The organism is Desulfobaculum sp. (assembly GCF_054921475.1).
The window spans coordinates 1-22,233 of the sequence record NZ_JBUDSW010000021.1; the positions used below are offsets into that span (position 1 = coordinate 1).

Genomic DNA, 22,233 nt, shown 5'->3' on the forward strand with positions numbered 1-22,233 from the left:
CTCGATGTATGGGCATCTTGACTTTGCCGTGCCGGTGCAGGTGGGGCAGGCCGTGATGATAACCGGTTGCCCCAGTTCGTCCCACTGCCTGCGGATGGTGGCGATGACCTCGGCAAAGCGCTCCGGGCGTCCGCCCCATTCGGCGGGCGCGCCGCAACAGCGCAGCATAAGGCCCACGCCGCCGTCCAGCGTGTCCTGCAAGAGCCCGTAGGACTGGCGCACGGCATCCGGCATGGACGCGGTGAGCTGACAGCCAGGAAAATACAGAAACGCGCTGGTCTGCGTGCCGGGCTGGTGCGCGGTAAGGGCGCAGGACTCGCTGCCTGCAAAGTCCATGTCCCGCAGGGCGAATTCGTGGGCCGAGGGCGGCATTTTGTCGCGCTGGACCATGTCGCGCCGGGCGTCCAAACACAGGTCCGTCATGGAAAAGTCTTCGGGGCACAGTTCGGTACACAGGCCGCAGAGCATGCAGGAGTTGATGAGGGTGTTGGCCTGCCGCGTGCCCATGACGATGGAGGCGTTGTTGTAGACCTGCCGCGCGTAGACCTTGGGATAGCTGCCGAACTCGCGCAGGTAGGCGCAGTTTTTGACGCATTCCATACACTCGCATTGCAGGCAGCGGCGGGCCTCCTGCGTGGCGGCGTCCGCGCTGTAGCCTTTGGCCGGGACGGGGACGGCAGGGGCTGGCGCCACGCCCTCGGTGTTGGTGTACAGGGGCGAGGTATACGGGGCTTCGCGGTCGCGGCCTTCGCTGATGGAGGCCTTTTGCGCGGTGCGCTCAATGCTGAGGGCGGCCGTGCGCCCAATGGCGGCGAGGGCGGCGGCGGAGAGCGGCTCGCCGTTTTCATCCGGGCGCGTGGCCGCAAACAGGCCCGGCGTGGCCGTTGTCAGGGTCGCCGGGTCCGGCGCGGGGATGCCCAAGCAGTCCGCCGGGCACACCAGTGGGTCTGCAAAAATGAAGTCCACATCGCCGGAGATGGCGGCCACGGTGTCCGGCGTTGGCTGCGCGCCCTTGTGGAAGGTGACGCCCATCTTGGCGAGGGTGGCGATTTCGCGGTGGAGGATGTCTGGGTCAATCTGCGGCAGGTGTGGATGCGCGGAGAGCATGTCGTCCGGGGACTGGCAGTGGATGACCACCGTAAAGCCCTTGCGCCCAAGGTCCCACGCGGCGGCAAGGCCGGGGAGCGCTGCCCCAAGGATGCCGACGCGCACGCCGCGCGCTGGCATGGGCCGAAGCGGCGGCGACTTGCGCGCATTTTCGGCGCAGAAGCGTTCTAGCGCGCCCATTTCGATGCCGCCGCCAAGGGGGGCGCGCAAACAGGCGGCGCGGCAGGGGGCGCTGCATGTGCGGGCAAGAACGCCCGGCAGGGGCATGGTGCGGCAGAGGGCGGCCCATGCGGCGTCCACCTTGCCTGCGGCGATGTTGCCGCATACGGCGCGTGCATCCACATGCAGGGGGCACGCGGCGCGGCATTGGGGCGGCTCTTCCTGAATACAGCGTGCTTCCAAACGGCGCAGTTCGGCCTGATCCATAGTGCTGGTGCTCGAATAAATGCGGCCTGACCGCATGCCGCAGAGGGCGCGCGGTCAGGCCGGTTTGGGTGCTTAGTTGGCGTCAGAGGACGCGCCGAGTGCGGCGAGGACCTTTTCCGGACGTGCCGGGAGCTTGGTCACGCGGGCGCCGCATGCGTTGTAGATGGCGTTGATGATGGCCGCGTGAGGTGTGGTCAGCGGCAGTTCGCCGACGCCGGAGGCGCCGTGGGGGCCTTCGGGACGGGCGGTTTCAACGTAGATGATCTCCATGTCGTCGGGGATCTGCTTGATGTAGGGGAAGCCTGCGCCCACCATGGTGGAGTGCTTCTTGATGTCCTCGTAGTCCTCGGAGAGGGCGAGGCCAACACCCTGCGCCAGACCGCCGTACATCTGGCCGACAACAACCAACTGGTTGTTGATTTTGCCGACGTCGGCAACGGCCACAAGGCGTTCCACAGTGGTTTTGCCGGTGGCGATTTCCACCGCCACTTCGGCGAGGAACAGGCCGTACATGTAGCAGGCAAAGGGGCTGCCCTGACCGTTCTCGTCGCAGTCGGTGGCCGGGGCGGTCCACTTGCCGTTGTAGCGCACGGCGATGTTTTCCTTCAGCATATCATCGTAGGTGCGGTAGGAGCCGTCGCTCTTGCGCATGCCGCCAAGGAGCAGCTCGCACGCGGCCTTGATGGACCGGCCAACCACAACCTGCGAGCGGCTGCCGCCGGCGGGGCCGCCGTTGGGGCAGTAGCGGGTGTCGTTCATGACCAGCTTAATCTGCTCCGGCGTCAGGCCGAGGGGACGCAGGGTTTCGTGGGCCGTGCCCAGAACGCCCATGTCCGCGCCCTGACCATGGTCGTGCCAGCAGGCGTAGACCGTGACGGTGCCGTCGGCGTTGAGTTCCACTTCGGATTCGGCGGTGTCCGGGCCGTCGAGGCCGGAGCCGTACACGCCAAGGGCTATGCCCACGCCGCGCTTCACGTCGTCCGTGGAGTTTGCGGCTGCGCGCTTTTTGGCTTCCTCGTACTTGGGACGCATGGCCTCGAAGATCTCAGGCAGGCTGAGGACTTCCGGCGTCTGGCCCGTGGGCGTGGTGGAGCCTTCGCGGTAGATGTTCTTGAACCGCAGTTCAAAGGGATCCATGCCCAGCTTTTTGGCCAGTTCGTCCATGAGCACTTCGGACGGGAATTCGCTTTCCGGCGCGCCGTAGCCGCGGAAGGCGGAGCCCCATGCGTGGTTGGTGCACACGGTGCGGCCTTCGCCGCGGATGGCCGGGATGTCGTAGCCCGCGCCGATGAACTGCGCGCCGCGCAGGGTCAGCAGGTCGCCGAACTCGGAGTAGGGGCCATGGTCGCAGGTCCAGTCCGTTTCCATGCCAAGGAGCTTGCCGTCCTTGGTGGCGGCCATGCGCACGTTGGTGAAGAAGGGCGAGCGCTTACCGGTGTAGGTCTGCTGCTGGTACCAGCTGTATTTCAGGAAGACCGGACGGCCGGTGGCAAGGCTGGCCGCACCAACGAGAGCCTCCATGGTGGGGCTGAACTTGTAGCCAAAGGTGCCGCCCGTGGGGTTCTGCACCATGATGAGCTTGGCCGGGTCCACGCCAAGGCCGGGGGCAATCATCAGGCCGTGCAGGTGCAGGCCGATGGACTTGGAGTGGATGCACAGGTTGCCTTCGTCGTCGGTGTAGGCAAAGCCAACGTCCGGCTCGATGGGCATGTGCGGCTGACGGCCGACGTAGAAGTCGTCTTCCACGACAACGTCGGCCTTGTCGAAGATGGGCGTGGTTTCCTCGCCCTTGGCAATCTTCTGGGTGAAGTAGATGTTGGGGGTGCCGGGGTGGATTTCCAGCGCGTCCTCTTCCATGGCGGCGTAAGCGTTCATGTATTCGGGCAGCTGTTCCAGCTCCACCTTGACCTTTGCCGCGGCGGCCTGCGCGTTCTTTTCCGAGTCCGCACAGACGATGGCGATGGCGTCGCCGTACTGGAAGACCTTTTCATCGCAGAGGATGGGACGGTCCCAGCCGTCGCCCTTGTTGGACGGGAAGGTAATCAGGCCGGTGATGCGGTTTTTGCCCTGAATGTCCTTGTGGGTGACCACTTTGAACACGCCGGGCATCTTTTCGGCTTCGCTGGTGTCGATGGAGACAATCTTCGCGTGGGAGATTTCCGCCTGCACCAAGGCGCACTTGAGGGTGTTGTCGGGCATCTTCAGGCCAAGGTCCGCGCCGTAGTCCAGCGTGCCGGTCACCTTGGCGACGGCGGTGGGGCGGGGGTACTTGGAGCCCCAGATGCGGCCGTCCTCGGGCATCTTAAAGAGCAGGTCGTCCAGCTTCATGTCGCCACGCATAACGGCGGCGGCGTCCATAACCGCGTCCACCAGCTGCTTGTAGCCGGTGCAGCGGCAGGCGTTGCGGTGCTTCTGGAACCAGTCGCGGATGTCTTCGCGGCTGGGTGAGGGGTTGCCCATGATGAGGGCGTAGGTGGACACGATAAAGCCCGGAGTGCAGAAACCGCACTGCGCGCCGCCGTGTGCCATCCACGAAACCTGAATGGGGTGCAGCTGATTCGGGGTGCCGATGCCCTCCAGCGTGACGATTTGCGTGCTGTCGGCCACGCGTTTCATCTTCAGGGAGCAGGAGCGCTTGAGCTTGCCGTCCACAATGACGGTGCAGCTGCCGCACTGGCCGGTCCCGCAGCCAACCTTGACGCTTGTCAGGCCAAGGTTTTCGCGCAGGACGGTGGCGAGGGATGTATCGTTTTCAACGATGACCATCCGCTCTACGCCGTTGACGTTGAGGGTCCTTTTGATCATGAAATGATCCTCCTTCTGATTACTGCTGTTGCCTCATATGGAAAGGGTGTCCGTACAGGGCACCGGACCATCACTATTTGCCAAAGGAGCAGAGCGGATAACGGCAGGTTTCGCATCCTGCACAGAAGCCGCCATGTCCCAGTTCCACGATGTCCTCGCGGGTGGGCGTTTCGCCCGCCACAATGCGCGGGACGACGAGGTCGAAGATGCTGGCGCGGTAATACATTACGCAGCCGGGAAGCCCGACGATGGGCACGTCGCCAAGGTAGGCGAGCAGGAACATCACGCCGGGAAATGTGGGGGAGCCGTAGGTGACCACCTCCGCGCCCGTGGCGCGGATGCTGGCGGGGGTCTGGTCGTCGGGGTCCACGCTCATGCCGCCGGTAACCACCACCATCTGCGCTCCGGCGCGGACCTGAGCCAGAATGGCGTCGCGGGTCATGTCCGGGTCGTCGCTGACGAAGGTTTGGTCCATGACTTCGCTGTTGAGTGCGGCAAATTTTTTGCGGATGACGGGGCCGAATTTGTCCTTGATGCGGCCTGTGTAGACCTCGCTGCCGGTGGTGACCACGCCAACCTTGAGCTGGCGGAAGGGCTTCACGCTGACCACGGGGCCGGTTTCGGCGCAGATGGCTTCCACCTGTTCAATTTTCGCTTCGTCTATAACCAGCGGCACCACGCGGGTTCCGGCCACGGCGCGCGGGGCGCTGACCTGCAGGCCGTTGTGCATGGTGGCGAGGACGACTTCTTCGATGGAGTTGATGCGGCGCAGGGCGTCCACATTGATGGACAAAAGTCCGGGGGCGGCGGTCATGTTGATGCGGCCTTCGCACACATCGGAGAGGGAAATGCCGGGACCTGCGGCGGCAGCGGCAATGCGGGCGGCGGCGTCGTCCTCATGGAGTTGACCGTCTTCAAGGGACAGCACGTAGACGTGCTCCTTGCCAATTTCGAGGAGTGTGGGGATGTCTTCCGGGCTTATGACGTGGCCCTTGCGGAAGGCGGGACCCTTAAATTCGCCGGGGACGATACGGGTCATGTCGTGGCAGAGGACACTGCCAATGGACTCGTGGACTGGGACGGCTTTCATCATTTCTGGTCGACTCCGAGATTTTTCGCTCGCAGTGCGCACCTGCGGGCGACCTGTCGCTATCTGTCGGAAAAAGGCCTTTTTTGTCCGCTGTTTCCATGTATTGGGAATTTTATATGTTCGGCAAAACATAATAAGTCAATCCCTTTCCCGAAAAAATCTGTGACATAGCGCTTGGGTAGGGTACGGGTGAAATGCTAGAAATCCCCGGCAGTCCTGATTTATGACTTTTTTAGGGGGGAATTGAATTGTCGATGAAAATGCGAATGAAATTGTGGCTGGAGAAGGACGGCGAAATGGCTTTCGGTCCCGGACCGGCCGCTATCCTGCGCGAGGTGGAGCGCACCGGGTCGTTGGCTGGTGCGGCGCGGGCGCTTGGCATGTCGTACCGCACGGCGTGGGGACGGATGAAAAAGCTGGAAAATGCGCTTGGTACGGCGCTTGTCGCCAAAAAGGGCGGCAACAAGGCAGGCAGCACACTTACGGCGTACGGGCAGGTGCTTCTTGAGGCCTACGAGGCGTGGGAGGCTTCAGTTCGGGCCGAGGCCGCGAAAAAGGCCGAGGAGCTGTTCCCCTTCCCTGTAGAGGCGAAACGCTGAGGCAGGCGCACTCGCAAAGCTCTTTATGGTAAAGGGCCGGGGGGAAACTGGAGGGGAAAATTGCCAAGGGGGCGAAGGCGCACGGTGCGTCTTCGCCCCCTTGGCCGTGAAGGAGGACGGTGGAAAGAAACTGGTCCAGCCAGTTGGCTACATGCTTTCGCAGCAGAAGCGGTCCCAGCCCATAAGGTCGGCGGCCGCGGCGATGGTGGTGCCAAAGAACAGCACGGGCTTGTCGCCAAGGAAGGTATCCACAGTGCCGTTGACCAAGGTTGACCCCGTGACCAAGAGCAGGTCTGCCCACTGCATGGCGGCGTCCGTATCGTCCGGGCCAAGGACCGTCAGCCCACACTTGTGCGCGCCGATATTGTCCGGGTCGAGGTCCACAATGCGCATGGAAAAGCGCGGGGCGAGGGTTTCGAGCATTTTGGGCTGGTAGCCAATTTGCGTGATGCGCACGCCTGCGCCGTAGGTTTCCGTGATGTATTCGGCCAGCTTGGGCGCGCAGTGGCTGGGGCCTTTGTCCCGGCAGTGGATGGTGTGGTCCGTTTGGGCTAGGCGGCGCTGCACGGCGTTGAGGGCGGCGACGAACAGGGCGCGGCGGAAGTTGTTTTCAAGGGGCATCTCGCAGATGTCGCGCAGGGAGGCGTCAAAGTCGCCGTAGCGGTCCGTAAAGGCCTGCCCGCGCGCGTCGCCAAAGGCGGCTTCCATGAGCCGCTCCTTGCCGCGCTGGAGGGGAAAGTCGTCGCCCTCGGGGTCGCCGATGGCTTCCTCGACGCTGAGGGTGCGGGCGTGGACGCTGACGCGTTCGTCGAGGATGCCGTTTTTGTGCCAGATGTCGCGGGCCTTGGTGCGGACGGATTCCAGAATGGGAGTGTGCATGTGATGGGCCTCCTTGCGCCGCGTTTAAACGGCGGACCATTTTTTGAGCAAGGTGAAGATGCCGACGGATGCCACGCCGATGATGACGGACAGGACGGCGGCGCGTTCGAATTCGCCGTTGTAGACGGCGTTGTAGATTTCAAGGGACAGCGTGTTGGTGCGGCCTATGACGTTGCCGCCGAGCATGAGGGTCATGCCCACTTCCCCAAGGGCGCGGCCAAGGGCGAGGAGCATCCCCGCCGCGATGCTTCGCTTGGCGCAGGGGATGAGCACGCGCAGAAAGATGGTATGCGGGGCCTTGCCCAGCACGGCGGCAACCTCCGCCAGCCGTGCGGCTTCCGCCGAACGAAGCGCCGCTTGAATAGGCTTTACCGCAAGGGGAAGCCCTGCCACAAACGCGGCCACAACAAGGCCGGGAAAGCCAAAGATGACGCCCTCGCCCAGCATGCCGCCCAGCGGTCCGCTCCGGCCAAGGAGGAGCAGCAGCACAAACCCCGTGGCCACGGGCGGAAACACCAGCGGCAGGGTGACGAGGGTATCCACAGCCTCACGCAGGGGGCCGCGCGCATGCGCCAGCCAGCAGGCCAGCGGCACACCTAGAATGAGCAGGAGGCACCCTGCCACGCCAATCACGCGCAGGGAGAGCGTGAGCGGGTGGATGGTGGCGGCGTCCGTGAGGATGTGCAGAACCGGCATGACTTCGTCCTACAGGCCGTGGCTGGCGACAATGGCCCGTGCCTGCTCTGTTGCGAGGAAGGCGGCAAATTCCGCACACTGTTTGGGGTGCGGCGCGTCCTGCATGTGGGCGATGATAATGGCGATGGGGTCGTAGGTGGACTGGTCCAGTACGGTGTAGCCGCCAATGGCGTCGCCGAGGCGCCGCGCGTGGGTGAGGTTGATGAACGCGTAGTCCACCTCGCCACTGGCGACGTAGGACGCGGCTTGCGGCACGGTGGAGACGATGAGCAATTTGCCGTCTACGGCGTCCGCGACGTTTGTATTGCGCAGGTACTGCGTGGCGGCGTTGCCGTAGATGGCGCGCACCGGGTCGGGAATGGCGATGCGGGTGACTGTGTCCGCCAGCAGGTCGTCAGGACCGGAGTAGGCGCCGCCCTTGGGGTAAGCCGCTACCAGACGCCCCATGCCTACGGGGGTGACGCCTGCAAAGCTTAGGTTGGCGGAATCCAGATACGCCTTGTCGCCAAGGACGAGGTCCACAGCGCCCGTCAGGCGCGCCTGCGCGGTGACGCGGGCCATGTTGCCGTAGATGCGGTCCACGGCGCAGCCTGTTGTGGCGGTGTAGGCGTCGGCAAGGTCGTCCACGAGGGAGCGGTAGCCCGCACCGGCGGCAAGGACCGTGGCGGCGTGGGCCAGTGCGGGAGAGGCGAGAAGCGCGGCGATGGTTACAGCGAAGAGGAAACGGCGCATTGCTGTGGCTCCTTGTGGGGCATGTCGGTACCGGGGATGGGGGCGCGGCGCGAGGTCTGGCGCGCCAGCCATTCGGGCGAGGCGTGCCCGTCCTCCACGGCGACGATGTGGTCCGCGAGGTAGAAGGCTTCGTCAAGGTCGTGGGTGACGTGCACCACCGGGATGTCGAGGTCCTTCTTGAGGGTTTTCAGCTCCCGGCGCAGGGCGTCGCGCGTGGCAACGTCCAGCGCGGAGAAAGGCTCGTCCAGAAGCAGCAGGGTGGGCTTTCGGGCCAGCGCCTGACAAAACGCCGCGCGCTGGCGCTCGCCGCCGGAGATAGTGGCGGGCTTGCTGCCAGCGATATGCGTGATGCGAAAGCGTTCCAGCAGGTCATCCACGCAGCTGTCGTCCTCGGCGGCAAAGGCGACGTTCTTGCGCACCGTCAGGTGCGGAAAGAGGGTGTAATCCTGAAAAACAAGCCCCAGACCGCGTTTTTGCGGCGGCAGAAAGGCGCGGGCGGCGGTGTCGTTCCACACGGCGCCGTTGAGGGTGATGGAGCCGTGGTCCGGGCGGGCCAGTCCGGCGATAATGCGCACCAGCGTGCTTTTGCCCGCACCAGAGGGACCGACAAGGGCCGTCAGGGTGCCGGGCGCGCAGGTGAGGCGCATCTCCAGCGTAAAGTTGGCCAGCGCCTTGGTGACGTTGACGCACAGGGTCATGAGTTCCTCCCGTTGACGCGGTTGATGGCGAGCAGCGCCACGAAGCTGACCGGAATAAGCGCCAGCGACATGTACATGGCGTCCGTGTAGCGCAGGGCTTCCACGGCTTCGTAGATGGCGATGGAGGCGACCTTGGTGGAGCCGGGGATGCTGCCGCCCACCATGAGGATGACGCCGAATTCGCCAAGGCTGTGGGCAAAGACCAGCATGGCCGCTGCCGCGATGCCGGGCAGGCTGTTGGGCAGCACCACACGCAGAAACGTTGCCGAAGGGGACAGGCCAAGGACGGCGGCGCTTTCCAGCAGGCGCACATCCAGCTTTTCAAAGGCGGCGCGCATGGGCTGCACGGCAAAGGGCAGGTTGTACACCAGCGACGCGATGACAATGCCGGTGAAGCTGAACACCAGCCTGTCGCCTGTGGCGGACTCCCAAAGGCCGCCCAGCGGTCCTTCGGGGCCCATAGCGATGAGCAGGGCAAAACCGAGGACCGTGGGCGGCAGGACCATGGGAAGTGAGACAACAGCGTCAATCAGACTTTTGCCGCGAAAGCGGCAAAAAGCGAGAATATAGGCGGCTGGCGCGGCCACAATGGGGATGAGCACCGTGGTGACCAGCGCCAGCTTGGCGGAAAGCAGAAGCGGAGTCAGGTCCATGCTATTTGTAACCGTACCTGCTCTTGATGGCCTGCACTTCGGGGCTGGCAAGGAACTCCACAAAGCGCTTTGCGGCGTCCTTGTGCTGGGCATTTTTCAGGATGCAGGCGGCCTGCACCACGCTCGGCGCGTTGTCCACGACAACGTAGGAGCCAGCGCGGCCCTGATCCGAGAACATGGACGAATAGGCGCAAAAGCCCGCGTCAGCCGCGCCGGTTTCGGCGTACTGAAACACCTGCGCGATGGTTTGGGCGTAGACAAGGCGCGGGGCCAGCGCGTCCCACAGCCCGGCGTCCTTGAGGGCGTTCATGGCGGAGGTTCCGTAGGGCGCGGTCTCAATATTGGCGATGGCGATTTTAGTCAGCTTCGGGTCGGTGACGGCCTTTTGCCACGTGGTGGCGGAGAAGTCGGCGGACTTGGACCAGAACACAATCTGGCCCTTGGCGTAGACAAAGGGCTTTTCGGCCTTGCCTGCGGCAAACAGCAGGTCCGGGCGGCGCTGGTCGGCGGCGAGGAAGACGTCAAAGGGCGCGCCGTGGGTAATCTGGCCATACAGTTTGCCGGTGGAGGTGTAGGTGGCCTGCACGTCAAGGCCGGTCTCCGCCTTGAAGGCGGGGATGATTTCCTGCATGGCGGGCATAAAGTTGGCGGCCTGCGCAACAAGCAGGTCCGCGGCCAGTGCCGACGAGGCCGGAAGGCTCAGCAGCGCGGCAAGGACAAGGGCGAAAAGGCGTTTCACGGTGAATCTCCTGAAATGTAAAAGGATTCAGCGGTTGACAGAACCGTCAGCGCAGGGACAATACGGTCAGAACACGGAGAAGAACAACCCGGTCACGCGAATGCGTGAAAGCGTGACTGTGAAGGAGAAAACGGCATGACGCAGGATTCACCGCGCGGCACCAACGCGGACAGGCTGACGCCTTCGGACGTATTTGAAGTGCCCGAGGGCGTGGAGCATCTGGACGCAGGCGCATTGGCGCGGCTGGAGCAGGCCTTTCGCCGTTGGCGCGATGGCGCGCGGCGGGTGGACCACCAGCGTTCGCGCACGCGGGTGCTCTTGCTGTTTCTTGTTCTGCGCCACAGCGGTGCCAAGCTGGGCGAAGTGCTGGACCTTGATGAACGGGAACATGTGGACGGCGGACGCGATATGGTTTTGCTGGGCAAGGGCGAAGGCCGGCGCGAGGTGCCTTTGCCGCGCGCCGTCTGCCGCGAAATTCGGGCCTTTATGGAAAGTCCGCTTGCCGCGGGGCTGGACGGGCAGGTGTTCCACTTGGACCCTGGCTACGTGCGCCGGATGTTCTATTCCCGCGCCGAGGACTGCGGCATACCCCGGCGGCTTGGCGCGCCCAGCGCCCTACGCCGGTCCCGCGCGGTGGAAATGCTGCGCAGCGGCGTGCCTCTTGGCGTGGTGCGCGAGGTGCTGGGGCAGTCGTCCGCAAACCTTGCTGAGGTGTACCAGCAATGGTCGCGGCAGGATGTGCGCAGTATTGTGCGGCGGCTTGCCATTGGCGATGGACCGGTGAAGTCCAGCGCGCGCAACTCCTTTGCAGGGCATGTACGGCACGTGCGGCGCGATGTGGTCATGGCGGAAGTGGAGCTGGAGACGGCTTCGGGCCAGCGGCTGTGCGCGGTCATCACGGTGGAGAGTTTGGACGCGCTGGGCATTGAGCCGGGCGTGGGCCTCGCCGCCACGGTGAAGGCGCCGCATGTGGAGGTGCGCCCCGCACCGGACGGGAGCGTGCAGAGTACACGCAACTGCCTGCTGGCAACGGTGTCCAGTGTACGCTCCACCGATGTGCTGGCCGAGGTGTCGGGTGTGACGCCGGATGGCTTTGAGGTCTGCGCCCTTGTTTCCACCAGCTGCTTGAACGATGCGCCGTTGCGGCCCGGCGATACGGCGGAGTTTCGGTTTAAGGCGTTGTCCGTCGTGCTTGCCGCGCTGTAGCGTGGCGGCGGGGTGCGGCTGGCGTCCTGCTGTTGCGGCGGCGCGCAGGGCTGGCCGGGGCGCATGTGGCGCGCCGGGAGAACGAGGGGGCGTCTGCCAGCGCAGCACCGTGAAGACCCCGCTCATGGGAAGCATCCCGGTACACAAACGAAGAAGGGCGGCGTAGCCCCCCTCTGCTTAGAACTCCTCAAAACGGGAGAATCAGCCCGCCACGGCGGTTGGTGGGTGCCTCTCGGAGAATGTGTTCGTCCTGCGGTTTTTCATACCGCAGTCATGGCGCGTCCGCGCCGAATTCTCTCTATAATCCGTATTGATATTTGATGGTGAACCGCGCAGTGACGGGCATGGTGCCGGTGGCGCTTGGGCGCGTGATGCGTCCGCTGGTGGCGCGGATGGCTTCGCGCGCGGCGGCGTCAAGGGCCGCGTCCCCGGAGGAGCGCACAAGGCGGATGGCTGTAAAGCTGCCGTCTGCCGCGATGGTCAGGGCAAAGCGCGCCTTGCCGATGAGGCGTTCGCGCGTTGCGCCTGCGGCGCGGAATTTGGCGCGTTCCACTTCCTTACGCACGGTTTCGAGGTACTGCCGCAGCAGGCGCTGTTGCCGCGCGCGGTCCGATTCCTCGCCGCCGTCGCCTTCGCCGGACGGTGCGGCCATGTGCTGGCTCAGGGACATGCCGCGCGGGGCCGCGGACGCGCTGACGTCAAGATTCACCGGAATGGCCGTCACCGCCGCGCCTGTGGACACTGTTGGCGCATAGCCGCCGTGCAGAAGGAGAAAGTGGACGAATACCGACGCCGCGAGGCAGGCGGTCCAGAGGTTTTTGGACATTACGAGGCCGCGTCCTTGGCCGAGCCTGTGGCGATGACCATATTGTCCACACCACACCCGCGCGCCACGTCCATGGTGGCGATAAACGCGCCGACATTGGCCTGTGGCGAGGCCTTGAACAGCACCTGCGCCGGACGCTGGGCAGGCGGGGCCTGCATGGCGTCGCGCAGGATGAAGCCGAGGTCGTGCAGGGTGATGTGCTCGGCGTTGCAGGTGAGGGTGCCGTCGGCGGCGAGGGTGATTTCCAGCGACTGCCCCGTCACCGGGCGCGAGGTCTCGGCGGGCGGCAGGTCAACGTCCATGCCCTTGGCCGTGAAGACGGCGGACACCACAAAGAAAATGAGCAGGATGAACACCACGTCCAGAAGCGGCGTCATATCTGGCCGCGCCGGACGGACCGTGCGTTTGACCAGTTCAACCATTGCCGCGCTCCATGGCGTCGATAAGGGCATTGGCCGTGCGCTGCATGGCAAAGGCCGCCTTTTCCTGCTGACGGCGGAACCACGCATGGGCCAAGAGGGCCGGGATGGCGACGGCCAGCCCTGCGGCAGTGGTCAGCAAGGCCTGCCAAATGCCGCCGGCAAGAGTGGTGATGTCCACGGCATTGCCCGCCGAGGATAGGCGCGAAAAGGCGTCAATCATGCCCAGTACGGTGCCCAGAAGTCCCAGCAGCGGCGCGGCGCTGGCCGTGGTGGCCAGAAAGTCCAGCCGCCGCCCCAGCGTAAAGAGAATCCCTTCGCCCGCCCGTGTCGCGGCGGCTTCGCGCTGGTCGCGCCCCGTGCTGGTAAGGATGGAGCGAAACAGCGGCGCGTAGGCCGGGGCGGATTCCTCGGCGCTGCGCAGGGCCGCGTCGGTGTTGCCGTCAGCGGCGGCTGCGGTGATGTCCTGCACGGCGTCGTCGCTGGGAAAGCGTGACGTGGTGAAGAGAATGAGCCGTTCAATGATGACGGCAAGGGCGAGGACGGACAGGATGATGATGGGCCAGAGCATCACTCCGCCCTGTTCGAGGTAGGTCATTGCGCGGTGTCCTGTCGTATGGCTCCGGGCAGGCGGTCCAGTCCGGAGGCTTGGGGATTGCGGCCGATGGCAACGAGGAAGGAGGTGTCGTCAAATCCATCGCCCAGTGGGGTTATGTCGTAGCGGCCCGCCACATACTGCACCACAAGCGGCTCCTGCGCGTCCAAGCAGCGGACAATGCCCTTGATGCGGAAAATATCCGCCGGGCAGACGCTGAGAGCCTGCGTGAGTGCGGCGCGCGGCAGGGGCGCGTCGTAGGTGAACCGCGCGGCGCTGAAGCCTTCGTCCGCATGGGAGCCGTGGGAGTGCTCCGGGACAGAGGGCATCAGGCCGGGCGCGGCTTGGGTAGGGTCGTCATTGTAGAGCAGGCCGGGGTTCATCTGCGCGTGGGTGGTCTCCACCAGTGGCGCGCGGGAGTTGAGGTCCCGGATGCGCTGCTTTAGCGCGCCAAGCGCGTCCGCGCTGACAAGGTCGCACTTGTTCACAAGGATGATGTCCGCCGCGCGCACCTGATTGCGCGCGATGTCCGTATCGTCAAGAACGGCGGCATTGGCGGCGTCCACAAGGGTGGTGACGGAGTCGAACCGCACCAGATGGCGCAGCTGGCCGATTTCATCAAGTAAATTGAAGGGATTGGCGAGGCCTGTGGCCTCAAGGACGATGGTCTCGGGGCTGTAGCTGGCCATCAGGCGCTCAATGCCGCGGGCAAGGCTTCCGGCAAGGGTGCAGCATACGCAGCCTTCATCAAGCTCCACAATGGAGTCGTCGCCCTGCAGGAGCTTGCCATCCACGCCGGTTTCGCCGATTTCGTTTTGGATGATGGCGACCATTTCGTCGCGCGCGGCGTGGTACTCCAGAAGCTGGTTCAAAAATGTCGTCTTGCCCGCGCCCAGAAAGCCGCTGAGCACGATGAGGCGGGGGCGCATGTCAAAGGCGGCGGCGTGCTCGCCCTGCGCGGCAAGGGCGGCGAGGTCGTGGGTGCGCCACCACAGGGCGGCGCGGATGTCCTCCGGCTGGTCGGCCCCGGCAAGGGCCGTGTTGTCTCCTCCGGGAAGGAGGACCGCCAATGCTTCGCTTGAGGGGCGGTCCCCCCATCCGAGGCTGTCGATGAGGGTGGAGGAGGCGACAGCCCGGAAAGATTCTTCCCGCCCGGGGATGCTGGGCGTCTGCGGCGCGGTGATGGTGCGTCCGTAGCGGCAGGGAGCCTCGCCAAGGCTCAGGGACATGGCCGCGCCCATGGCGGTGAACAGCGGCATGGCCAGCTGGCGTTCGGGCAGGTCCTCTTCGGCTTCGCCCGGGGCCACAAGCCAGCCGCCGTCTGGCAGGGGCACGCCGTCTTCACTGATGACGCGGCGGCGCTCGCTGGCGCTGAGGGCGAGGAGCAGGGCGCTTTCGTCATCCTTGAGCATGAGGGTGACGGCGCCGATGCGGAAGGCGCACAGCGCATCCCCCCAGTTTTCAAAGGCGCGTACGCCGTCGTCGTAGCCCGGCTGGGCCGCGATGTAGGAGGCGACAAGGGCCATGGATTCCAAAATCTCTTCATCCTGCGCGGGGAAATAGTACAGATGCAACGTGGCCTGCGGGCCGCTGGGCGTGGCGGTCACGTCCGCTGTGGCAACGCCGTAGACGCCGGGGCGGGCGTCCAGCTTGCAGGTCCATGCCCGTCCGCCGCCGATGCATGGGGCCATGCCGCGCCAGCCTGTCAGACGCTTGAAGGGGCGCTCCTGACAGGCCACAAGCAGGCTGTTGACGATCATGCCGGGAAGGCTGGCGGCGCTGACAGTGCCGCGGGACGGGGGCAGGATGGAGGAAAGGTTCATGGTGCGTGTGCCTCGCGCTGGAAATATGGGCCCCGGCCCGCGTGTGCGGGCCGGGGAGGATGGGGACGAGCGGAGTCCCCGCTAGGGTACTTGGCTAAACGCCAAAGGTTATCTTGTCACCGTTGCCGAGGTAGTCCTTGGACGCTGAGCGGAAGCGCGCAGTGCCGCGGACCACGGGATATCCGGCCTCGATGAACTTTTTGGCGGTGAGGTGACCGGTGCAGTGGTTGCAGCCAATGCGGTCAAAGCCCCAGTCGCCAAGGGAGATGACGAGGTCGTCGTATTTGGGGTCCCAGTCCTCGAAGGGCGAGATGTGCAGGCCGCCGTAGATGCCGTAGAACTTGTCCTTGTCGTACTTCAGCTGGGTGTAGGCGAAGTCTGCGAACTTGAGGATGCCCTGATGGCAGCAGCCGGAGATGAGCACAAGGCCCTTGCCCTTGACGTTGAACGCAAGGGAGGTCTCGCCAAACACGCGGTTGATGATGGGGACGTCGAACTTGAGGAGCGCCATGCCCGGCGTGATGTTCGTCACGGGCTGGTCGGCAATGTGCAGATTGCCGGTGTGGCCGCAGTCCTTGATGTACTGCAGGCCTTCCTCGTAGAAGCCGTCGTGCACGTAGAGTTCAATGTTCGGGTCGTACTTGGTGGTGACGGGCAGACCCCAGAAGTGGTCCCAGTGCTCATGCGAGATGAACAGGCCCTCGATTTCACCGGCCTGCAAGAGCTTGTCGATGCCCTCGCGCTTAAAGGCGGCGTCCATCCAGGTGTAGGACCAGCCGGTATCCAGCAGGTACTTGTGGATGGTGCCGTCCATGGCTTCCACCTCGATGAGGCAGGAGTAGCCGCCCGCGTTTTCGGGGTGCAGGGTCAGGCCCTGCTGGATTTCCCACGCCTTTTCGAGGTCGTGCGGGAGCAGGTGCTTGATGGAATCAATACCTTCCTTATACGAGCCCTTGGCCGAGCCTTTGCCGTTGCCAAAGGGGGGCCAGTTCAGGGTGTACTGGTTCACCAGCAGGCCGCCGGCCTTATGGATATCGCCGATGAGGTGGGCGTTGTTGAACCAGCTGGTCTCGGAGATATTGGTTACGCGCACGCTGCGGCATTCGCCGAAGTCCTGCATTTTGCGCTTGGGGTCGGGCATGCGGTCGTATGCGGAGGGGGTGTAGGAATACAGTCCCATTCCGGCAAAAGCGCCCACGCACAGGCCTGTGGCCGCGCCTTTCATGAAGTCGCGTCTGTTGACGCCGTTTTCGTTCTTGCTCATTGTCGTGCTCCTTTGGCCTTCGCGCCTACTTGATGATGGTGATGTTTTCGCCGACCCAAGGCAGGACGGTGATCATCAGCCAGTACAGCCCGACGCCGCAGGCGAGGCCCACGGCCAGACCCTTGGCCAGCGTGGACGTCCACTTCACGTCGCTGGCGACGATTTCTTCTTCTACTTCGCGCAGTTCGGCTTCGGTCTTGCGTTCGGCCTTCCAGCCGGGCCAGCCGTCCATGAACCACACGTTGATGAGGAAGATGTTGATGAGCCAGATCATCGGGATCATCGGGAACTGCTGCGGATGTGAGAAGCCCTTCTGCGTGCCGAGGAACAGGTGCGAGGTCTTGTAGTAGATAACGTAGACCACAACGGCCATCACGGCGGTGAGCAGGGTGCGCAGGCACACGTTCACCGGGCGGCTGAACTTGTTGGGCCAGTTGCCGCAATAGAAGTTGAGGTACAGGGTGGGCACCAGCCAGAAGATGGCCATTTCGCCCACATGCAGCCAGCGCCAGTCCGGTGCCATCAGGCGGCGGGTGCCGCGGATGGTCTCGCCCCAGACGAGGTCCTGCGCGTAGAAGAGGAAGTAGCACAGCGCCAGCGCCACGCCGATGATGCCGAAGAACGACGCCGTGCGGCGCAGCCAGTCCGTCTTGATGAGGTTGAAGGGATAGCGCTCCCAAATGGTTTCATACAGCCAAACCACCACGGTGCAGCACATAATCCACGCAATATGGAAGTTGCCGGACACGGTGTTGGCAAAGCTCTCCCAGTAGGGCGGGCAAATGGCGGTGAACTTCTGCCACGGGTAGAACAGAATCGCCATGTGCGAGTGCATGGTCAAGAAGTAGACAATCATGCTAAAGAAGAACGTCACCAGCACGATGGTGATGCCGCGCGCGGGCTGCTTCAGCTTGCCCCACGGGGCGTTTTCGCAGGCGACCACCCAGCTGGGGGACAGCCACGAGGCGATGGCGGCAAACATCATAATGGCCTCGGCCGCGTACTCAATGGCGTAGAAGTCCGAAATGCCCATATTGATGAGGCGGTCCGGGTCAAAGTAGGCGATGCCGAAGTTGCCGAGGATGTCGACGAAGAAGCCCTTAATCAGCAGCACCATGGCGGCCACGCTAAACAGCGTGAGCACGGAGCCTTTGACACGCGGGTGCGTCTTTTCAAGCCACGAGCGCTTGAAGGGCCAATAATCGAAAATGTAGGCCACCCAGATGAACAGGATGAGGAGCCAGCGGCACACCATGTAGCCCACGTACGGGGTGTACATGCGCATCATGCCGCGCGGGTCCTGGAATATCCACCAGGTCACGTAGAAGAACACGGCAATAAGCAGCGTGTTCACAAGGGCCGGGATGGGCCCGTTCCAGCGTTTGACCAGCTTGCGACTCTCCAGATAGCTGAAACTGCTGTGGTCCATGCTATTCTTTCTCCTTTGCCGAACGGTTGGACGGGGCGATGCCGTCATTGTGTTGCCGTTCGTCAGCTCTCGTTGATTGCGGTTCCGCGTCCGGAACCAGTTCACGCAATTGCCCGGGCGTGACCGTAGCCGGATCGATGCCCATCGCCATGGCGCGCATAAAGAGTTCCCGTTCGCTCAGGGGCTGTGGGGCGTCCTCGTCCTGCGCCGCGGCGAATCCACCAAGGATGCGGCTGAAGAATTCTCGTCGTTTCATGAAATCGTATATGAATCGTCCGTGCGGCTAGTCCGCCAGCACAAGACGGCTGAATGTATCAATGCAGCTTTCCGCAAGGCTTGCGGCTTCCTTCATATTGCCGGTGCGGATGGCGTTGATGAGCTCCACATGGCTGGCAAACAGCGCGTCCACCACCACTTCCGACAGGCCCGTGCCGCCAATGGACAGCCCCTCGGCGGCGGTGGCCAGCTCGCGCAGGAGCAGGGTCAGAAAGTCGTTGCCCGTGGTCTCCGCCACAGAAAGGAAGAACCCGATGTACTGGCGCGCCACGTTTTCCATGTCGCGGTTGACGATGGCGCGGCCAAGGCGCGCTGTGGCGTGCTCCAGCTTGTCGATGTCCGACGCGGTGTGGTGTGCGGCGGCGCGCCGGACCAAACCGGGAACAGTGACGGAGAAGGCCTCCAGCAGTTGCCCCGCCATGCGCGAGTTTGCGCCGGTGCGCAGGGCCTCCCAGCTCAGGCGGCCTTGGGGATTTTTAACGTAGCACCCACTGCGGCGGCGGATTTCCACATAGCCCATGGTTTCAAGATTGCAGAGCGCCTCGCGGATGGTATTGCGGCTGGTGCCGAAGAGTTCCGCAAGCCGTCGTTCTCCGGGGAGTCTGTCCCCTTTGGAAAAACGGTCGCTTTGAATCATTGCCGCGATTTTTTCGCAGACGGAGTTTTTTTGCGCGAGCTGCATAGTCTGGTCCAACCAGTTTAGGGTGAATCACCATGTGTAATGTGCACTGCTCACTGGATTATAAAGAGCACACCAGTGCGGCAAGGATTTTGTGAAAAACTTGGCACAAACTGGTTGGGCCAGTATGCCGGGCGCAGTGGCGCGTGGCGCGGTGAAAAAGGCGGAAAGGCAGGAAGGACGGGAGGTTTGACAGGAAATGCCGCAGAACAGCATGCCCTATGACGGAAGATAAAAACGCGGCGACCCGCACATCAATGTGCAGGAATCGCCGCGTTATGCAGGCTCTGGATGGACCAGTTGGAGAGGACTGGTCAGGAGGTGGATAAACAGCGTTGCAGTTCGCGCTGGAAGTCCGTGAAAATGGGGCTGAACAGGGCGGGGGAGTCCTCGTCGTAGTTGCCGACTGTGGTGGAACAGAAGATGAGCACAAAGCAGATGCCGCCGTCCTTGAAAAAGGGCTGCGCGTAGTAGGAGCGGATGCCCCGGGGAATGAACAGCGCCCAGTCGATGGGCTTGATGCTGCGGGAAGTGTCGTTCACCACAAGGTGGGTGAGGCCGAATTGGACGATGTTTTCGGCTATGGACCCTGTGTAGGAGTGGGTGTCGTTCTCCCGCACGCCCTCAAAGGGAAGCCCCGCACCGGTCACCTGTATGGTGTCGTTGTCCGGGAAAATGCGCGAGAGCATCACCGCGTCCGTCCCCGTGCCCGAGGGCAGGTTGTGCAGGATGGCGGCCAGCAGGTCGCGCAGGCTGGCGCTGGAATGCATGGCGCTGGCGATGTCCGGCACGGACAGATCGGTCTGTGCCGCTGGCGAATCGTGGTGGGCGACGGGTGCGGAGGCTGGGTTCAGGGCCAGCCACAGCAGGTTCTGCCCGTCGCGGGCAATGGCCCGGATGCGCGCGTCGGCCACATGCACTGCGCCGGATTTGTCCGTGACGCTGACCTCGCCGTTCCAGCTGTCCGAAAAGATGAGGCTTTCGTAGGCCGCATGCAGGGTGGCGCTGGTGGTTGCGCCTAGCAGGGCTTTGACGTCCAGCGTGCGCAGTTCCTGCTCCGTGTAGCCGAGCATGGCGCGCGCGGCGGCGTTGGCCATGGCGACCCGGCGGTCATGGAAGCGCAGCAGAATGACGGGGGTGTCGAATAGGTCAATCTTGGTGGCGAGGCCGGGGCGTTCGGACAGGATATGCAGGCTGTTCATCTGCCGGGTGAAGTCCATCAGAAAGCCCACGGAACAGCATGAAAACACCGGGTCCGGCATGCCTGCCATCTTAATCCACTGGAGGGTGCCGTCGCTGTTGGTGATGCGGAAGATGCCGCTCATGGGGCGGCGGCTGCGGATGCTGTCAAAACACTCGCGGAAGCGCGGCCAGTCCTCGGTCAGCACCAGTTCGCGGGCAAAGGTCATGTTTTTGATGAGCAGGTCGGACTTTTCCGCCAGTCCGGGCAGGCGGTGGGTGTTGAGCAGGGTTATCTCATTCTTAATGATGTCGATTCGCCAAAACAGGGCGGGCACGGCGTTGAGATAGGCGGGAAGCGTGTCCCGAAGCTGCTCTAAGGCTTCGGACGGGGTTTGCCGTGATGTCATGATGGTTTCCTTCGCTCTAGAAAATGCGTTGCTGTGCGGCGCTCCCGTCGTGGTGCCCCTGACGGAGCGGCCCGCATGGCGCATCCGCCGGCAGGGCGGGTGCGCGTCAAAGCCGCCGGGACGGCCATCGTCCGGGCGGGTGGTGGGGATAGACCGCTTCCTTCACGTGCGCAAGCAGGAGGAGGTGTGGTCCAACCAGCTGTGGACGCAGGCTTTACGGGGTCTCCACTGTGGCAGGGATACGCCATGGTGACTCCCCTGTCCAGTGGAGCAGGGGCCGCGCGGGAGAGCTGGGCTATCTCTCCTTGGACTGAAAATGAAGAGATATATGACTTGACGTCATGCGCTGTGTGCGTGAGAGTTCTGCCATGCCACTTGCCGATGTGAATCTGAATCTTCTTGTTTCCCTCAAGGCCCTGTTGGACGAGCGTCACGTCAGCCGTGCGGCGGCGCAGTGCAACGTCACTCAATCCGCCATGAGCAAAAACCTTGCGCGGCTGCGCGATATGTTTGGCGACCAGCTTCTGGTGCGCAGCGGCAACCGCCTTGTGCGTACGCCCCTTGCAGAGCGCATTTTGCCGCAGCTGGACAGCGTGCTGCGCGATGTGAGCGCGGTGGTGGAGGCCGGTGGATTCAATCCCGCCATCAGCCGCCGCAGCTTCACCGTGTCCATCACGGACTATCTGGCCCAGCATGCCTTTCCGCAGGCACTCGCCACGGCTTTTTCCGAGGCTCCGGGCGTTTCCGTGGACCTGCGCATCTGGGACGTGAACGCCGAGGACGCCCTGCGCGATGGGCGCGTGGATGTGGCCTCGTGCATGCTGTACGGGCAGACCGCGCCGGATATCGTCTACCACACCCATGGTGAGGACGGCTTCCAGTGCCTGATGCGCGAGGGGCACCCCGCCGCAGATGGCGTGCTGACCCTTGCCGACTACATCTCCCAGCCGCATGTGGTCATCACCTCCGGCACGGACAAGCAGCGCGTTATCGACACCGCCCTTGCCCACACGGGCAAGCGCCGCCGCGTTGCCCTGCGCGTGCCGCTGTATGCCGCCGCCATGCGCACCGTGGCCATGACGGACCTCCTTCTGACCCTGCCGGGGCACATTGCGCGGCATCTGGCCAGCCATCATGGGCTGGTGGTGCGGGATTTACCTTTCCCCTCGCCGCGTTTCAAGTATGGCCTCATGTGGCACCGCCGCACAGACGCGGACCCGGCCAATGTGTGGCTGCGTGGTCACCTGTGGCACAATTTGCAGGCCTTCGGCGTCATGCCCTGACGCGGCGGTATTCCTTTTTGGCATGAGAACCGTGCCTATTAATCATTTCCAAACATCTCTTCGCAGCGTTATCCCCCTCATCGGCGCAATGGCGCCAATCGGGAGGATTTTGAGAATATGTTTGAAACGCTTGCGACGCTGCTGACCGTGGCCTTTGTGGCCCAAATCAGCCCCGGACCCGATATGATGATGCTGGTGCGGCATTCCACGGGTGGAACGCGCGTTCCCGCCGTGGCATGCGCGCTGGGCGTGACCGCAGGATTCTGCGTGCACGTGAGTTTGTCCGTGCTAGGGCTGGCCGTGTTGTTGCAGCAGAATGTGATGGTGTTCAACGCAGTGCGGTATGCCGGTGCGGCATACTTGCTGTGGATCGGCGTCAGTTGTGTGCGAAGCCGCTCCGGGCTGGACCTTTCCGGGCCT

At 63.7% G+C, this 22,233-nt stretch carries 22 protein-coding genes; 4 read left to right on the forward strand and 18 right to left on the reverse strand.

The features are described 5' to 3' along the window. From ACY69P_RS02405 to ACY69P_RS02415, 3 genes are all read right to left on the reverse strand, one after another. Positions 1-1,533, reverse strand: a 1,533-nt coding sequence (locus tag ACY69P_RS02405) for a pyridine nucleotide-disulfide oxidoreductase/dicluster-binding protein (RefSeq protein ID WP_462326457.1), incomplete at its 3' end; no start/stop codon positions are given. A 72-nt stretch (positions 1,534-1,605) separates the two neighbouring features. Then, complete coding sequence (locus tag ACY69P_RS02410; protein WP_462326458.1) at positions 1,606-4,338, reverse strand: molybdopterin-dependent aldehyde oxidoreductase; 2,733 nt, start codon at positions 4,336-4,338, stop codon at positions 1,606-1,608. A gap of 73 nt (positions 4,339-4,411) precedes the next feature. Further along, a complete protein-coding gene (locus tag ACY69P_RS02415) occupies positions 4,412-5,428 on the reverse strand; it encodes a molybdopterin-binding protein (RefSeq protein ID WP_459901985.1) in 1,017 nt (338 codons plus the stop codon). 266 nt (positions 5,429-5,694) lie between these two features. Here ACY69P_RS02415 and ACY69P_RS02420 point away from each other — a divergent pair, with 266 nt between their 5' ends. Then, positions 5,695-6,027, forward strand: coding sequence for a winged helix-turn-helix domain-containing protein (locus ACY69P_RS02420; protein WP_459901964.1), 333 nt, complete (start codon positions 5,695-5,697; stop codon positions 6,025-6,027). Between the two features lie 147 nt (positions 6,028-6,174). On the opposite strand, the gene ACY69P_RS02425 is transcribed toward ACY69P_RS02420, so the two are convergent. Genes ACY69P_RS02425 through modA (ACY69P_RS02450) form a run of 6 tightly spaced genes read right to left on the reverse strand, consistent with a single transcriptional unit; the run spans position 6,175 to position 10,424 of the window. Beyond that, the gene (locus tag ACY69P_RS02425) at positions 6,175-6,906 is read right to left on the reverse strand and encodes a Rossmann-like domain-containing protein (RefSeq protein ID WP_462326459.1); all 732 of its coding nucleotides are present in this window, start codon (positions 6,904-6,906) and stop codon (positions 6,175-6,177) included. A gap of 24 nt (positions 6,907-6,930) precedes the next feature. Next, entirely contained in the window at positions 6,931-7,602 is a 672-nt protein-coding gene (locus ACY69P_RS02430) for a molybdate ABC transporter permease subunit (protein WP_459901962.1), read from the reverse strand. Positions 7,603-7,611: 9 nt separating this feature from the next. After that, positions 7,612-8,334 carry a molybdate ABC transporter substrate-binding protein gene (gene modA, locus ACY69P_RS02435; protein ID WP_462326460.1) on the reverse strand — a complete coding sequence of 241 codons (723 nt, stop codon included), beginning with the start codon at positions 8,332-8,334 and terminating at the stop codon, positions 7,612-7,614. Next, positions 8,310-9,032, reverse strand: coding sequence for an ATP-binding cassette domain-containing protein (locus tag ACY69P_RS02440; RefSeq protein WP_462326461.1), 723 nt, complete (start codon positions 9,030-9,032; stop codon positions 8,310-8,312). Before ACY69P_RS02440 ends, modA (ACY69P_RS02435) begins: the two co-directional genes overlap by 25 nt. Then, on the reverse strand, positions 9,029-9,685 hold the full coding sequence (gene modB, locus ACY69P_RS02445; RefSeq protein ID WP_459901959.1) for a molybdate ABC transporter permease subunit: 657 nt from the start codon (positions 9,683-9,685) through the stop codon (positions 9,029-9,031). Before modB ends, ACY69P_RS02440 begins: the two co-directional genes overlap by 4 nt. A gap of 1 nt (position 9,686) precedes the next feature. Next, positions 9,687-10,424 carry a molybdate ABC transporter substrate-binding protein gene (gene modA, locus ACY69P_RS02450; RefSeq protein WP_462326462.1) on the reverse strand — a complete coding sequence of 246 codons (738 nt, stop codon included), beginning with the start codon at positions 10,422-10,424 and terminating at the stop codon, positions 9,687-9,689. 135 nt (positions 10,425-10,559) lie between these two features. Here modA (ACY69P_RS02450) and ACY69P_RS02455 point away from each other — a divergent pair, with 135 nt between their 5' ends. After that, complete coding sequence (locus ACY69P_RS02455) at positions 10,560-11,630, forward strand: TOBE domain-containing protein (RefSeq protein WP_459901957.1); 1,071 nt, start codon at positions 10,560-10,562, stop codon at positions 11,628-11,630. A 298-nt stretch (positions 11,631-11,928) separates the two neighbouring features. On the opposite strand, the gene ACY69P_RS02460 is transcribed toward ACY69P_RS02455, so the two are convergent. The 9 genes from ACY69P_RS02460 to ACY69P_RS02500 all read right to left on the reverse strand — a co-directional run bounded on the left by ACY69P_RS02460 (position 11,929) and on the right by ACY69P_RS02500 (position 20,530). Beyond that, positions 11,929-12,456 (reverse strand): TonB family protein, encoded by a 528-nt coding sequence (locus ACY69P_RS02460; protein WP_462326463.1) that lies wholly within the window; start codon positions 12,454-12,456, stop codon positions 11,929-11,931. Further along, a complete protein-coding gene (locus tag ACY69P_RS02465; protein WP_459901955.1) occupies positions 12,456-12,878 on the reverse strand; it encodes an ExbD/TolR family protein in 423 nt (140 codons plus the stop codon). The genes ACY69P_RS02460 and ACY69P_RS02465 overlap by 1 nt, the downstream gene beginning before the upstream one ends. Then, on the reverse strand, positions 12,871-13,473 hold the full coding sequence (locus ACY69P_RS02470; protein ID WP_462326464.1) for a MotA/TolQ/ExbB proton channel family protein: 603 nt from the start codon (positions 13,471-13,473) through the stop codon (positions 12,871-12,873). The genes ACY69P_RS02465 and ACY69P_RS02470 overlap by 8 nt, the downstream gene beginning before the upstream one ends. Beyond that, the gene (locus ACY69P_RS02475) at positions 13,470-15,293 is read right to left on the reverse strand and encodes a CobW family GTP-binding protein (protein ID WP_462326465.1); all 1,824 of its coding nucleotides are present in this window, start codon (positions 15,291-15,293) and stop codon (positions 13,470-13,472) included. The genes ACY69P_RS02470 and ACY69P_RS02475 overlap by 4 nt, the downstream gene beginning before the upstream one ends. Positions 15,294-15,387: 94 nt before the next feature. Next, the gene (locus ACY69P_RS02480) at positions 15,388-16,557 is read right to left on the reverse strand and encodes an MBL fold metallo-hydrolase (RefSeq protein WP_404845394.1); all 1,170 of its coding nucleotides are present in this window, start codon (positions 16,555-16,557) and stop codon (positions 15,388-15,390) included. A 25-nt stretch (positions 16,558-16,582) separates the two neighbouring features. Then, on the reverse strand, positions 16,583-17,986 hold the full coding sequence (locus ACY69P_RS02485) for a hypothetical protein (RefSeq protein ID WP_462326466.1): 1,404 nt from the start codon (positions 17,984-17,986) through the stop codon (positions 16,583-16,585). Position 17,987: 1 nt separating this feature from the next. Then, positions 17,988-18,242: a hypothetical protein gene (locus ACY69P_RS02490; RefSeq protein ID WP_462326467.1), complete on the reverse strand. Its 255-nt coding sequence runs from the start codon at positions 18,240-18,242 to the stop codon at positions 17,988-17,990. A 27-nt stretch (positions 18,243-18,269) separates the two neighbouring features. After that, the gene (locus ACY69P_RS02495; RefSeq protein WP_459901950.1) at positions 18,270-18,944 is read right to left on the reverse strand and encodes a FadR/GntR family transcriptional regulator; all 675 of its coding nucleotides are present in this window, start codon (positions 18,942-18,944) and stop codon (positions 18,270-18,272) included. Between the two features lie 311 nt (positions 18,945-19,255). Further along, on the reverse strand, positions 19,256-20,530 hold the full coding sequence (locus ACY69P_RS02500) for a diguanylate cyclase (RefSeq protein ID WP_462326468.1): 1,275 nt from the start codon (positions 20,528-20,530) through the stop codon (positions 19,256-19,258). Positions 20,531-20,898: 368 nt separating this feature from the next. Between ACY69P_RS02500 and ACY69P_RS02505 the strand changes: the two genes are divergently transcribed. Together ACY69P_RS02505 and ACY69P_RS02510 are read left to right on the forward strand one after the other, a co-directional pair. Then, positions 20,899-21,813 (forward strand): LysR family transcriptional regulator, encoded by a 915-nt coding sequence (locus tag ACY69P_RS02505; RefSeq protein WP_404845399.1) that lies wholly within the window; start codon positions 20,899-20,901, stop codon positions 21,811-21,813. A 117-nt stretch (positions 21,814-21,930) separates the two neighbouring features. After that, a partial coding sequence (locus tag ACY69P_RS02510) for a LysE family translocator (RefSeq protein ID WP_462326469.1) occupies positions 21,931-22,233 on the forward strand: 303 nt, incomplete at its 3' end.